Origin of the sequence: Flavobacterium wongokense (genome assembly GCF_021608265.1) — a bacterium.
Classification (GTDB): domain Bacteria; phylum Bacteroidota; class Bacteroidia; order Flavobacteriales; family Flavobacteriaceae; genus Flavobacterium; species Flavobacterium wongokense.
In genome coordinates this window covers 717249-730764 of sequence record NZ_JAKIHP010000001.1, presented here as the reverse complement: position 1 = coordinate 730764, position 13516 = coordinate 717249, and the positions used below count along the sequence as shown (strand labels likewise).

The window sequence follows — 13516 nt, the reverse complement described above, 5'->3', positions numbered from 1 at the left end:
AAAAATTATTGAGCTATAAATAAATAAGTTAAGATGGCGAGAACCCCAATTACGAAAGCAAACAAGTATAAACCAATACTTCCGGTCTGTAATTTTTTACCTTGTGTTCCCAATCCGTTTGCCACAGTTCCAAAACCAAAAACCAGTTTTCCTAAAGCTGTTTCCAAGGTTGTCCTAAAGAAATTAGACAGGCTGTTCAATGGCCTTACAATTAGGAACGTATAGAATTCGTCAACGTAATATAAATTGTATATCGTTTTGGAGAAACCTGTAATTTCTGAGTCCTGCTTTGGCACAAAACCTTGTTTGATGTATTTTGAATACGCCCAAAGTATTCCGAAAACAGCACCAGCCAAAGCAATTCCCATCAACATGTATTCGTGGGTTCCTAATGCGTGTTCTTCATGTTTTGTTGCCAAAATCGGTTCCAGGAAATGGTTTAGCCAATTGCTTCCAGGCAAATTAATCGCACCTCCGATAAGCGCCAGGATTGCCAAAATTACCAATGGAATTGTAATCAGGCTTGGACTTTCGTGCAAATGGTGTTTTTGTTCTTCTGTTCCCCTGAAATCGTTGAAGAACGTCAGGTACATCAAGCGGAACATATAGAAAGCGGTCATAATCGAAGCAATGGAAGCCACAACATATAAAATGGTGTTGTGCTCGAAAGCGACCATCAATATTTCGTCTTTTGACCAGAAACCTGCAAAAGGGAAAATACCAGCGATAGCCAAAGTTGAAATCATCATCGTCCAAAAAGTGATTGGCATCGCCTTGCGCAAACCACCCATTTTCCGCATATCCTGTTCTCCGTGCAATCCGTGGATTACAGAACCTGAACCCAGGAACAGACAGGCCTTAAAGAAAGCGTGTGTGATTACGTGGAATACCGCAACATTGTAAGCACCACATCCCAAAGCAAGGAACATTAATCCCAATTGGGAAACAGTTGAATACGCCAATACTTTTTTGATGTCGTTCTGCAATAAACCGATTGAAGCTGCAACCAAGGCAGTCAAAGCACCAACGATTGCTATGATGTTTTGTACTTCCGGAGTTAAATCGAATAGGAAATTCATTCGGGTTACCATAAAAATTCCCGCGGTTACCATCGTCGCAGCGTGGATCAATGCCGAAACCGGAGTCGGGCCAGCCATCGCATCAGGAAGCCAGGTATATAAAGGTAATTGTGCCGATTTTCCACAAGCTCCGATAAACAAACATAAAGCGGCAAAACAAAGGCAAATATTGGTATATAAAGAAAGGTTACCTCCAAGAGCCACTTTTAATTCCGAGAAATTCAGGGTATTGAATTGACTGCCCAAAAGGAAAATTCCGATAAGGAAACCCAAATCACCAATACGGTTCATGATAAATGCCTTCTTCGCCGCATCGTTGTAATCCTGGTTTTTATGCCAGAATCCGATAAGTAGGTAAGAACACAATCCAACACCTTCCCAACCGATGAACATTACCAATAAATTGTCTCCAACTACCAATGTTATCATGAAGAACACGAACAGGTTCAGGTATGCAAAAAACTTATGCATATTCTCGTCATCGTGCATATAGCTGATGGAGTACAAATGGATTAACGAACCAATTCCGGTAACGAATAACAACCAAAGCAATGATAATTGGTCTAACAGCAATCCGAAATCGAGTTTGAAATTGTGAACTGAAATCCAGTCAAATAAATGGATTTCCAGAGCTTTCCCGTTTTGGTTCAGTTGTGCAAAAAAGCAGATGCTCATTAGGAACGAAACCAAAACTGTCAGCGTTCCAATCGCACCAGATACATTCCTGCTCACTTTTTTCCCGAAGAAAATATTGAAAAGAAATCCAACAAATGGAGATAAGAGTAATAGTAAAGCTAAATTTGTGTCCATTCCAGATTATCCTTTTAAGTTCTTTAAATTCGCGATATCAATCGAGCCAATATTCCTAAATACCGAAACCAGGATTGCCAAACCTACAGCAACTTCGGCAGCGGCAACAGCCATTGAGAAGAATACAAATACTTGTCCTTCGGCATCCTGATGATAGGTTGAAAAGGCAACAAACAATAGGTTTACAGCATTCAGCATGATTTCTATCGACATGAATACGATGATGGCATTTCTTCTGTACAATACTCCAAAAACTCCGATACAAAAAAGCAGTACCGAAAGGAAAATGTAATTTTCTATACCTATTTGATTTAAAATATTATTCATTTGACTTTCCTATTTTTTCTTTTTTAGACAATAAAACAACACCAATCATTGCAACCAATAATAGGATGGAAGCAAATTCAAACGGCACCATATATTCGTTCAGCAATACGTTACCCAATTTTTTGATCGACTGGAAATCTTCACCAGAGACATCATAATCACCCATAATGGTTTTGGAATTGATGAAAATCGTAACCAAAACAACACTCATCAAAATAAATACAGTAATTGCTCCAAGTCTTGTAATACGTGGCTTGTGGACCTCATCTTCCTTGTTGAGGTTCATCAACATGATGGTAAACAGGAAGAGTACCATGATAGCACCAGAGTAAACGATAATGTGTACAATTGCCAAAAACTGCGCATTGAACAGTAAATAATGTCCGGCTATTGAGAAGAAGCAAAGCACCAGATAAATGGCACTGTGAATCGGGTTTTTGCTATAAATAGTCAGGAACGCTGTTGCCAACGTAATGGCCGATAAAAAGTAGAATGTAATTAATATAGGTGACATTAGTTAGCGTTTTTAAGTTGAGCATTTTTCATTGCCATTTCCAAAGGCATAACCAGTTTATCTTTTCCAAAAATGAAATCTTCCCTTTCGTACATTGAAGGAACCAATTCTTTGGAAAGAGTGAGGTAAATAGCGTCTTTTGGACAGGCTTCTTCACACAATCCACAGAAAATGCAACGCAGCATGTTGATCTCATAAATCGAAGCATATTTTTCTTCGCGGTACAAATGTTCTTCACCTGGTTTGCGTTCTTCGGCTTTCATCGTGATGGCTTCCGCCGGACATGATAAAGCGCATAATCCACAGGCGGTACAGTTTTCACGGCCTTGCTCATCGCGTTTCAGCATATGCCTTCCACGCCAAACCGGACTAAAAGCACGGGTTTGTTCCGGATAATGAATGGTTGCTTTTTTTCTAAAAAAGTGTTTGATGGTAATAGCCAATCCTTTGATGATCGCTATTAGATATAATCTTTCCCAAAACGTCATTTCCTTGTTGGAAACCTGTTTTTTTCTACCGGAAAGTGATATACTCTGAATAGATGCTGACATAATTTCTTTTCTTATTTAAAAGCCAGGATGCAAATTCCTGTTATAATAATATTGATAATCGAAAGCGGGATTAAAATCTTCCATCCCAAATTCATCAATTGATCGTACCTAAAACGAGGGATTGTCCAACGAACCCACATATAGAAGAATATGAAGGCGCATATTTTAATGAATAAAACCCCGATTCCTATAATGTTTGCTGCATTTACACCAACATTCTCCACCATCCAGTGCATGCCAGGATAATTATATCCGCCAAAATAAAGAACAGCTAAAATCGTTGAGGAAATAAACATGTTTGCATATTCGGCAAACAGATAGAATCCCATTTTCATGGATGAATATTCGGTGTGGTAACCACCAATCAACTCCGATTCACATTCTGCCAAATCAAAAGGCGTCCTGTTGGTTTCCGCAAAAGCACAGATTAAAAAGATTAAGAATCCAACCGGTTGATAAAACACATTCCAGTTCATTCCCTGTTGTTGCAAGGAAACTTCTTTTAAGCTCAAAGTCCCGGTCATCATTACCAAAGCGATGATTGATAATCCCATGGCAACCTCATAAGAAACCATCTGCGATGCTGCACGAACAGCTCCCATCAATGAGAATTTATTGTTAGATGCCCAGCCACCAATCATGATTCCGTAAACACCTACCGAAACCACTCCGAAAATGTATAATAACGAAACATCAATATCTGTCGCCTGAAGGATAACGGTGCGTCCAAAAATCTCTAAACGATCACCCCATGGAATTACGGCACTGGTCATCAAAGCGGTGCTCATCGCCACAGCCGGACCAACAAAGAATAGGAATTTATTCTTGGTGTCAGGTTCAAATTCCTCTTTGGCAAATAATTTCATACCATCGGCAAGTGGTTGTAATAATCCACCCCAACCGGCACGGTTCGGGCCAACACGGTCCTGCAAAAATGCAGCAACCTTACGTTCAGCCCAGGTAGAATACATTGCCATAACCATAGTTATAGCAAAAATGATTACAATGAAAACGCTTTTTTCTATAATAAAGGCACTATCCATTTTTGTTTGAATTTACTGGGTTACCATCTATTTTTTCGTTGTAGTCAATCTCAGTCATACTGATTTTTTTACGGTCGATATCTCTTCCCATAAGGATTCCTTTTTCGGTAGCGATTTCAACTTTCTCTAACTTTCTAGTGTAATTATTCTGATTGATAACGGAGTCCTTCTCAAATCTTCTCGGACCTTCAATTACCCAGTCATTCACATCTTTTTTGTCAAAACGACACGTATTACAGATGAAATCTTCGACTTCATGGTACTGATCTTTACGCGCTGTAACTCTCTGGATTTCGTTTCCAAACATCCAAAGCGTGGTTTTTCCACAACAACCCGGAGTAGTACATTCCCTGTGTGCATCAAAAGGCTTGTTGAACCAAACTCTCGATTTGAATCGGAACGTTTTATCTGTTAAGGCTCCAACCGGGCAAACGTCAATCATGTTTCCTGAAAATTCATTGTCAATAGCAGCTGATACACAAGTTGAAATCTGCGAATGATCCCCGCGATTCAATACTCCGTGAACACGTCCATCGGTCAACTGGTCAGCAACTTCAACGCAACGTTGGCAAACAATGCAGCGGTTCATATGCAATTGGATTTTGTCACCAATATTTTCAGGTTCAAAAGTCCTTTTTTCTTCGATAAAACGCTGTTGCAGTTTTCCGTGTTCGAAGCTTAAATTCTGCAAATCACATTCTCCGGCCTGGTCACAAACCGGGCAATCCAATGGGTGATTGATTAAAAGGAATTCGGTTACCGCATTTCGGGCATCTTTTACCCTGTCAGAAGATTTACTCGCTACTTCCATTCCGTCTTGGCAGCCAGTCACACAAGACGCCATTAATTTTGGCATCGGTCTTGGATCGGCTTCGCTACCTTTGGTAACGTCAACCAAACAACAACGGCATTTTCCACCGGTTCCTTTTAGTTTAGAATAATAACACATGGCTGGCGGAACAGATTCCCCACCAATCATACGAGCTGCCTGAAGGATTGTCGTTCCTGGAGCTACTTCAATTTCCTGACCGTCTATAGTTACTTTCATATCTAGTCCTTATACTGTTTGCTTTGCTACTAAATGCTTTACTTTTTCAAATGGCTCAGCAACAAAGTGATTTCTATCTTTTATTTTTTCCGGGAAACGGATGTGGTATTCAAACTCATCCTTGAAATGACGGATTGCAGCAGCAACCGGCCATGCAGCGGCATCACCTAAAGGACAAATGGTATTTCCTTCAATTTTTGCCTGAATGCTCCATAACAATTCGATGTCTTCTTCGCGGCCCTGTCCGTTTTCAATCCTCCACAATACTTTTTCCAACCAACCGGTTCCTTCACGGCATGGCGTACATTGGCCACAGCTTTCATGGTGGTAAAATCTTGAGAAATTCCAAGTGTTTCTAACAATACAGGCACGGTCATCATAAACGATAAACCCACCTGAACCTAGCATAGAACCTGTAGCGAATCCACCATCTGATAAACTTTCGTACGACATTAAACGGTCTTCACCTGCAGCAGTTTTGTAAATTAAATGCGCTGGTAAGATTGGCACCGAACTTCCTCCGGGAACCAATGCTTTTAATGGTCGGTCGGTTTGCATTCCGCCACAATATTCATCAGAATTCATGAATTCGTATACTGATAATCCCAGGTCAATTTCGAAAACTCCTTGATTTTTAATGTTTCCTGATGCGGAAATCAATTTCGTTCCTGTTGAACGCCCAATTCCAATTGCCGCATAATCAGCACCAGAATTGTTTACAATCCAAGGCACTGCAGCAATAGTTTCCACATTATTTACAACCGTTGGATTTGCCCAAAGACCCGAAACAGCAGGAAATGGTGGCTTAATCCTAGGGTTTCCACGTTTTCCTTCCAAACTTTCAATCAATGCGGTTTCCTCTCCACAGATGTAAGCTCCGGCCCCAATCTGAACGTATAATTCCAAATCGTAACCTGAACCCAATATATTTTTACCCAACCAACCGGCAGCTTTTGCTTCGGCGATGGCTCTTTCCAAAATTTTGTAAACCCACATGTATTCTCCACGGATGTAGATGTAGGACAGGTTGGCACCCAATGCATAACTTGAGGTAATCATTCCTTCAATCAAAAGATGCGGAATGTATTCCATCAGAAATCTGTCCTTGAAGGTTCCAGGTTCCGATTCGTCGGCATTGCAAACCAAATGTCTTGGTTTTCCTGATTTTTTATCGATAAAACTCCACTTCATTCCGGCAGGGAAACCCGCACCACCACGACCACGAAGCCCCGAAGTTTTTACTTCTTCAACCACTTCATCAGGAGTCATTTTTTTCAGGGCCTTTTCCACCGAAGCATAACCACCTTCTTTGCGGTAAACTTCATAGGTTTTGATGCCCGGAACATTTATTTTGTCTAATAATATTTTTCTTCCCATGATATTATTTATCGTGTAAAGTGATTTTTCCTTCTTTGCAATCGGTGATTAACTGGTCGATTTTTGCTTCGGTCAGATGTTCCTGGAAAAAATCACCTAACTGCATCATTGGCGCATAACCACAAGCGCCAAGGCATTCAACGCCTCGTACTTCAAAAAGCCCGTCGGCTGTTGGCTCGCCAACTTTTACGCCCAATTTGCTACAAGTGTAATCCATCAAATTTTCTACGCCATTTAAACAACAGGCAGAAGTTTGGCAAAATTCAAACATGTATTTTCCAATTGGCCTTTGATTGTACATAGTGTAAAATGTTACCACTTCATACACTTCAATGGGCTGTATTTCCAATATCTCTGCAACCTTATTCTGTAATTCAATGCTCAACCAGTTGTCATGCGCATCCTGAACCTCGTGTAAAACAGGCAGTAATGCCGATTTCTTTTTGTCTGCGGGATAATGGCTGATTAATTCATTGATGCGAGTCATCAAGGCATCAGTGATGTTTATTTCTTGTTTAATGTGTGATCTTTCCATAATTATTAAGAGTCTAATTCTCCTGCAATTACATTTAAACTTGATAATATTACGATGGCATCCGAAAGCATTGCGCCTTTAATCATTTCAGGATAAGCCTGATAATAAATAAAGCAAGGCCTTCTGAAATGCAGTCTGTATGGTGTGCGGCTTCCGTCGGTAATTAAATAAAATCCTAATTCTCCGTTTCCACCTTCAACTGAATGATAAATTTCGGCAACAGGAACAGGAACTTCACCCATCACAATTTTGAAGTGATAGATTAAGCTTTCCATATTGTTGTATACATCTTCTTTTGGAGGCAGGTAATAATCGGGAACGTCAGCGTGGATTGGCCCTTCAGGTAATTTGGCCAAAGCCTGGCGGATGATGCTCAAACTTTCCCAAACTTCGGCGTTACGAACGCAGAAACGATCGTAAGTATCTCCCGATTTTCCAACAGGAACGATGAAATCAAAGTCTTCATAAGAAGAATATGGCTGCGCCACACGAACGTCATAATCGATTCCGGCTGCACGTAAGTTTGGACCTGTAAATCCGTAAGACATTGCCTTTTCAGCTGAAATCGGACCTACGTTTACAGTTCTGTCGATAAAAATTCGGTTTCTTTCAAAAAGATTTTCGAATTCCTGCCAGCAAGGAGGAAATTCTTCAAGGAATTTTTCCAGCAATTCGAAGGCTTTTGGTGTCCAGTCTCTTTCGAAACCACCAATTCTTCCCATATTTGTTGTCAAACGGGCACCACAAATTTCTTCGTAAATCTCGTATACTTTTTCCCTGAACTGGAATACATAAAGGAAACCGGTATAAGCTCCGGTATCAACTCCAAGGATGGAATTACAAATCAAGTGATCGGTAATTCGGGCTAATTCCATTACGATGACCCTCAAATACTGGGCACGTTTTGGAACTTCAATATTCAACAATTTTTCAACCGTCATCCACCATCCAAAATTGTTGATTGGCGAAGAACAATAGTTCATACGGTCGGTCAAAACATTGATTTGGTAAAACGGTCGGTTTTCTGAAATTTTTTCAAAAGCACGGTGAATGTAACCTACTGTTGGTTCTGCTTCCAGGATTCTTTCGCCATCCATTAAAAGGATGTTCTGGAAAATTCCGTGGGTTGCAGGATGCGTTGGGCCTAAATTCAGCACAGAAAGTTCGCTTCCGTCTTCGTTTCTTTTTTCCGCAATTATTTTAGCATAACGCTCTTCTGGTGGTAATAATAGTTCTGACATTTTTATAATGTTGACTTATTTGACACTGTTCTTCCAAAAAATCTATCGTCCTTATCGGTTCTTCCGCTGTCTTCCATTGGGAATTCCTTTCTCATTGGGAACGAAATCATTTCGTCCATATTAAGGATTCGTTTTAACTGTGGATGACCCTTAAATACAATTCCGTAAAAATCCCAGGTTTCCCTTTCCATCCAATTTGCGCTTAAAAACAAATCGATAATCGTATCCACTTCAGGATTTGCATTCAGATAGGTTTTTACGCAGACTCTGGTATTTTCAACCCAATTATGCAGGAGGTATACCACCGCAAACTGATGGTCGTCATCATTTTCTGGATAGTGAACGCCACATAAATCGGTAAGGAAATGGAAATTTAGCTCTTCGTCTTCTTTTAGGAATTGAATCACTTCGTGAAGATTTTCCGGGCTTGCTTCGAAAGTGAAGATGTCTCTTTGCATCCCGAAAGCAAATACGCTGCTACCAAATTTCTGGGAGAGCCTTTCTTGTATGTTTGCTGTTTCTAAAGCCATTTTTATAGGTTATAGGAAGCTAATAATTCTTTATATTCAGGCGAATTCCTTCTGCGGACTGATTCGTTTTTTACCAATTCCTGAAGCTGCATTACACCGTCAACAATTTGCTCTGGCCTTGGTGGGCAACCCGGAACGTAAACGTCAACCGGAATTACCTTGTCAATTCCCTGCAAAACGGAATAGGTATCAAAAACGCCACCTGAACAGGCACAGGCACCAACAGAAATAACCCAACGAGGTTCTGACATCTGTTCGTAAACCTGGCGTAAGATAGGCGCCATTTTTTTGGAGATCGTCCCCATTACCATCAACATGTCTGCCTGACGTGGAGAAAAACTCACACGCTCAGAACCAAAACGCGCTAAATCGTAGTGGGAAGCCATGGTCGCCATGAATTCGATTCCGCAGCATGAAGTTGCAAAAGGCAAGGGCCAAAGAGAATTGGCACGCGCCAATCCGACAACATCATTCAATTTTGTGGCGAAGAAGCCTTCACCAACAACTCCTTCTGGTGGAGCAACCATTTTTGTTTTAGTATCACTCATCGCAATTTGTTTTTTATTCCCACTCCAAAGCTTTCTTCTTGATAATGTAGAAGAAGCCTACTAAAAGCAACAACATAAAAATTACCATTTTAATCATTCCTTCAACGCCCAAAGCCTTGAAATTGATTGCCCAGGGATAAAGGAAAATTACCTCGACATCAAACAGCACGAAAAGAATGGCAACCAGGAAATATTTTACGGAGAATGGAATCCTTGCATTTCCAACAGATTCTATTCCGCATTCAAAGTTTTTATCCTTGTTTCTGGAGTGTCTTTTCGGGCCTAAAAAATTCGAACCAATGATGGTCATAACCACAAATCCTACAGCTAAACCAGCTTGCATAAGAATTGGTAAATAATCTAATTGATTGGACTGCATAACGCTTAAAATTAGTAGTAATTTAAATAGCCACAAATATACATCGCATTATTTAATTCGCAAAAATCAAGCGATAAACGTTTGGCATTTAAGGCTCAAAAAAGACTATTTAAATTGATTTTAAATAGCGGGTTTTAAAACATAAAAAAACGTCCCGATTATTCGGGACGTGATTTCGTTAGGCATCAAAAATTAATATATATTAGTCTTCGATAGTTACTACTTGAGCAGCTACTTTACCTTTTCTTCCTTCTTCTTCTTCGTAAGATACTTTGTCACCTTCGTTCAAGCTTTCTGCTTTAATTCCAGTTGCATGTACGAAAATGTCTTTTCCAGTTTCATCGTCTGTGATAAAACCGTAACCTTTAGACTCGTTGAAAAATTTTACTGTTCCTGTGCGCATTGTAATTGTAAAAAATAATTAATAATGCTCAAAGATAAATTTTTTGGCGACATAACAAGCATTTCAACGATAAATAATTAAAAAATTGTTAAATTTTAATTCTAGCTTTAAAAACTTGAAAAAGAAATACTTGCGGGATTTTAAATTTAGACGCAAAAAAAGCAACTGATTTTATGTAATTAACCAATTGCTTCTTAAATTTATGTGAATTTGATATAAATTACTTCAAATCAAGCCGAATACATAATTCTTTCAATTGCGCATCATCAATTAGCGATGGGGCATCAATCATTACGTCTCTTCCCGAATTATTCTTAGGGAAAGCAATAAAATCCCGGATGGTTTCCTGTCCACCAAGAATTGCCACCAAACGGTCAAGCCCAAATGCCAGTCCACCGTGAGGCGGAGCACCAAATTGGAATGCATTCATAAGGAAACCGAATTGTTCTTCAGCCTGTTCGGGAGAAAACCCTAAAAGCGAGAACATCCTGCTTTGCAATTCCTTGTCATGGATCCTGATTGAACCTCCACCAATTTCATTTCCATTCAATACCATATCATAGGCATTCGCACGGACTTTTCCTGGTTCGGTTTCAATCAATTTCATGTCTTCAGGTTTTGGAGAAGTAAATGGATGGTGCATCGCATGATAACGGCCGCTTTCCTCATCCCATTCCAATAATGGGAAGTCTACAACCCATAACGGGGCAAATACTTCAGGATTCCTCAATCCTAAACGCGTTGCCAATTCCATACGGAGTGCTGAAAGTTGGCTGCGTGTTTTATCAGCTGGTCCAGAAAGTACAAAAATCATATCTCCGGCTTTGGCGTTTGTTGCCTCAGCCCACTTTTTCAAATCGCTTTGGTCATAAAATTTATCTACTGATGATTTGAAAGTCCCGTCTTCCTCGCATTTTACATATACCATTCCCGAAGCTCCAATTTGCGGGCGTTTTACCCAGTCAATCAAAGCGTCGATTTCTTTTCTTGTATAGGATGCACAACCAGGAGCAGCAATTCCGACTACCAATTCAGCCGAATTGAAAACACCAAAATCCTTGTGCTGTGCTGTCGAATTCAACTCGCCAAACTTCATTTCAAAACGGATGTCCGGTTTGTCGTTTCCGTAAGTTTTCATTGCATGTTCGTAGGTCATTCTTGGGAATTCTGCGACTTCGATGCCTTTTAACTCTTTTAGCAAATGACGTGTCAATCCTTCAAAAACATTTAAAATGTCTTCCTGCTCCACAAATGCCATCTCGCAATCGATTTGCGTAAATTCAGGTTGTCGGTCTGCACGTAAATCTTCATCACGGAAACATTTTACAATCTGGAAATACTTATCCATTCCGCCAACCATCAATAATTGCTTAAAGGTTTGTGGCGATTGTGGCAAAGCGTAAAATTGCCCCTGGTTCATTCGGCTTGGAACGACAAAATCCCTTGCACCTTCAGGAGTTGATTTGATTAAGTAAGGCGTTTCCACTTCACAAAAATCCAAATCAGAAAGATATTTACGCACTTCCATTGCTACCTTGTGACGGAAAAGCAAAGCATTTTTCACAGGATTTCTACGAATGTCAAGATATCGGTATTTCATTCGGGTTTCTTCACCACCATCAGTATCATCTTCAATAGTAAAGGGAGGAAGCATCGCTGAATTCAGGACAATCAATTCTGAAACCAGAATTTCAATATCGCCCGTTGCCATATTGGCATTTTTCGATTCACGCTCAATAACAGTTCCTTTCACCTGGATTACAAATTCCCTACCGAGTGATTTTGCCTTTTCAAAAACAGATTTATCTGTTCGTTGTTCGTCAAAAATTAATTGTGTAATTCCGTAACGGTCGCGCAAATCCACCCAAACCATAAACCCTTTATCACGTGATTTCTGAACCCAACCGGCAAGCGTTACTTCTTTATTGATATGTGTGGCATTTAATTGGCCACAATTATGACTTCTGTACATAGAATAAAAATTTGGTGCAAAAGTAAAAAACTAAATCAATAAACTAAGGTAAAGATGGCATCAAGTTTAACAAATCCTTTATCAATGCGTTTGAAAAAACTACTATATTTGATGTTTAAATTTAAACACATACCTATGAAAAATTTATTTACACTACTAACTATAGCATTGTTTTCTGCCACAAGTTTTGCCCAGGAAAATATGGCTTTCCAGGCAAAAATTGACAACAGGAATGGTGATACACTCTTTATTAGGGATAATGCAGGCCAAATTGTACAGGAAATAAAAATCAATCCAAAAGGGATGTTCCAGGCACAATTCCCGGTTAAGGACGGGATGTACCAATTGTTTGACGGAGAAGAATATGCTCAGTTGTATTTGAAAAATGGTTATGATTTGTCAATGACGATGGATGCCTCAAAATTTGACGAAACCATCAAGTTTACAGGTAAAGGCGCCAAAGAAAATAATTACCTGGCAGAAGAAACCATGGCGGAAGAAAAATTTGAATTTGATAAAGTGATCAATCTGGACGCTGTGAATTTCAATAAGGTAATTGCTCAAAAAAGGACTACAGACATTGACAAAATGAAAAATGCCGGATTGGATCCTAATTTTGTGCAGCTTCATCAGGCATATATTGAAAGAAACTTGTTTGGACTCCAACAATATTACACTCAGGTGAGCGCTAACAAAGCATTGAATAACACAATGTCGGCTTCATTTGATTACGAAAACCATAAAGGCGGAAAAACTAAATTAGAAGATTTGAGAGGGAAATATGTTTACATTGATGTGTGGGCAACCTGGTGCGGACCTTGTCGTGCTGAGATTCCTTCGTTAAAATTAGTGGAAGATAAGTATCACGCAAAAAATATTGCTTTTGTCAGCATTTCTATTGATGAAATGAAAAACCATGACAAATGGGTAAGTTTTGTTTCGGAAAAACAATTGGAGGGAATTCAACTGATGGCAGATAAAAACTGGACTTCCGATTTTATACAGGCTTATAAGATAAATTCCATTCCAAGATTCATATTGATTGACCCAACAGGAAAAATCGTTGATGCTGATGCAGCAAGACCTTCTGAACCAAGATTACAGCAACAATTGGACAGTTTGTTAAAATAACAGTTAAAAAGCTGATATTCAAAAAGCC

15 protein-coding genes are annotated in these 13516 nt (G+C 39.6%); 1 reads left to right on the top strand and 14 read right to left on the bottom strand.

Annotated features, from left to right (window positions below):
• Nucleotides 1-5: 5 nt before the first annotated feature.
• The 14 genes from nuoL to aspS all read right to left on the bottom strand — a co-directional run bounded on the left by nuoL (nucleotide 6) and on the right by aspS (nucleotide 12357).
• The gene (nuoL, locus tag L1S31_RS03010; protein ID WP_236461935.1) at nucleotides 6-1889 is read right to left on the bottom strand and encodes an NADH-quinone oxidoreductase subunit L; all 1884 of its coding nucleotides are present in this window, start codon (nucleotides 1887-1889) and stop codon (nucleotides 6-8) included.
• Between the two features lie 6 nt (nucleotides 1890-1895).
• Nucleotides 1896-2216 carry an NADH-quinone oxidoreductase subunit NuoK gene (gene nuoK / locus L1S31_RS03005; protein ID WP_236461931.1) on the bottom strand — a complete coding sequence of 107 codons (321 nt, stop codon included), beginning with the start codon at nucleotides 2214-2216 and terminating at the stop codon, nucleotides 1896-1898.
• Complete coding sequence (locus L1S31_RS03000; protein WP_236461928.1) at nucleotides 2209-2730, bottom strand: NADH-quinone oxidoreductase subunit J family protein; 522 nt, start codon at nucleotides 2728-2730, stop codon at nucleotides 2209-2211. The genes nuoK and L1S31_RS03000 overlap by 8 nt, the downstream gene beginning before the upstream one ends.
• The gene (locus L1S31_RS02995; protein WP_236461925.1) at nucleotides 2730-3281 is read right to left on the bottom strand and encodes a NuoI/complex I 23 kDa subunit family protein; all 552 of its coding nucleotides are present in this window, start codon (nucleotides 3279-3281) and stop codon (nucleotides 2730-2732) included. Before L1S31_RS02995 ends, L1S31_RS03000 begins: the two co-directional genes overlap by 1 nt.
• An 11-nt stretch (nucleotides 3282-3292) precedes the next feature.
• On the bottom strand, nucleotides 3293-4324 hold the full coding sequence (gene nuoH / locus L1S31_RS02990; RefSeq protein ID WP_236461922.1) for an NADH-quinone oxidoreductase subunit NuoH: 1032 nt from the start codon (nucleotides 4322-4324) through the stop codon (nucleotides 3293-3295).
• Nucleotides 4317-5372, bottom strand: a complete 1056-nt coding sequence (locus L1S31_RS02985; protein ID WP_236461919.1) for an NADH-quinone oxidoreductase subunit G — start codon at nucleotides 5370-5372, stop codon at nucleotides 4317-4319. Before L1S31_RS02985 ends, nuoH begins: the two co-directional genes overlap by 8 nt.
• Before the next feature lie 9 nt (nucleotides 5373-5381).
• A complete protein-coding gene (nuoF, locus tag L1S31_RS02980; RefSeq protein WP_236461916.1) occupies nucleotides 5382-6749 on the bottom strand; it encodes an NADH-quinone oxidoreductase subunit NuoF in 1368 nt (455 codons plus the stop codon).
• Nucleotides 6750-6753: 4 nt separating this feature from the next.
• Nucleotides 6754-7284, bottom strand: coding sequence for a complex I 24 kDa subunit family protein (locus L1S31_RS02975; RefSeq protein WP_236461913.1), 531 nt, complete (start codon nucleotides 7282-7284; stop codon nucleotides 6754-6756).
• Nucleotides 7285-7289: 5 nt separating this feature from the next.
• Nucleotides 7290-8525 carry an NADH-quinone oxidoreductase subunit D gene (locus L1S31_RS02970; RefSeq protein WP_236461910.1) on the bottom strand — a complete coding sequence of 412 codons (1236 nt, stop codon included), beginning with the start codon at nucleotides 8523-8525 and terminating at the stop codon, nucleotides 7290-7292.
• Between the two features lie 2 nt (nucleotides 8526-8527).
• Nucleotides 8528-9055, bottom strand: coding sequence for an NADH-quinone oxidoreductase subunit C (locus tag L1S31_RS02965; protein WP_236461907.1), 528 nt, complete (start codon nucleotides 9053-9055; stop codon nucleotides 8528-8530).
• 2 nt (nucleotides 9056-9057) lie between these two features.
• Complete coding sequence (locus L1S31_RS02960) at nucleotides 9058-9603, bottom strand: NADH-quinone oxidoreductase subunit B (RefSeq protein WP_236461905.1); 546 nt, start codon at nucleotides 9601-9603, stop codon at nucleotides 9058-9060.
• Nucleotides 9604-9616: 13 nt separating this feature from the next.
• Nucleotides 9617-9982 (bottom strand): NADH-quinone oxidoreductase subunit A, encoded by a 366-nt coding sequence (locus tag L1S31_RS02955; protein WP_236461902.1) that lies wholly within the window; start codon nucleotides 9980-9982, stop codon nucleotides 9617-9619.
• Between the two features lie 202 nt (nucleotides 9983-10184).
• Entirely contained in the window at nucleotides 10185-10385 is a 201-nt protein-coding gene (locus tag L1S31_RS02950; RefSeq protein WP_236461899.1) for a cold-shock protein, read from the bottom strand.
• Between the two features lie 220 nt (nucleotides 10386-10605).
• A complete protein-coding gene (aspS, locus tag L1S31_RS02945; protein WP_236461898.1) occupies nucleotides 10606-12357 on the bottom strand; it encodes an aspartate--tRNA ligase in 1752 nt (583 codons plus the stop codon).
• A 135-nt stretch (nucleotides 12358-12492) separates the two neighbouring features.
• On the opposite strand from aspS, the gene L1S31_RS02940 reads away from it, so the two are divergent.
• Nucleotides 12493-13488, top strand: coding sequence for a TlpA family protein disulfide reductase (locus L1S31_RS02940; protein WP_236461895.1), 996 nt, complete (start codon nucleotides 12493-12495; stop codon nucleotides 13486-13488).
• The last annotated feature ends 28 nt before the right edge of the window (nucleotides 13489-13516 follow it).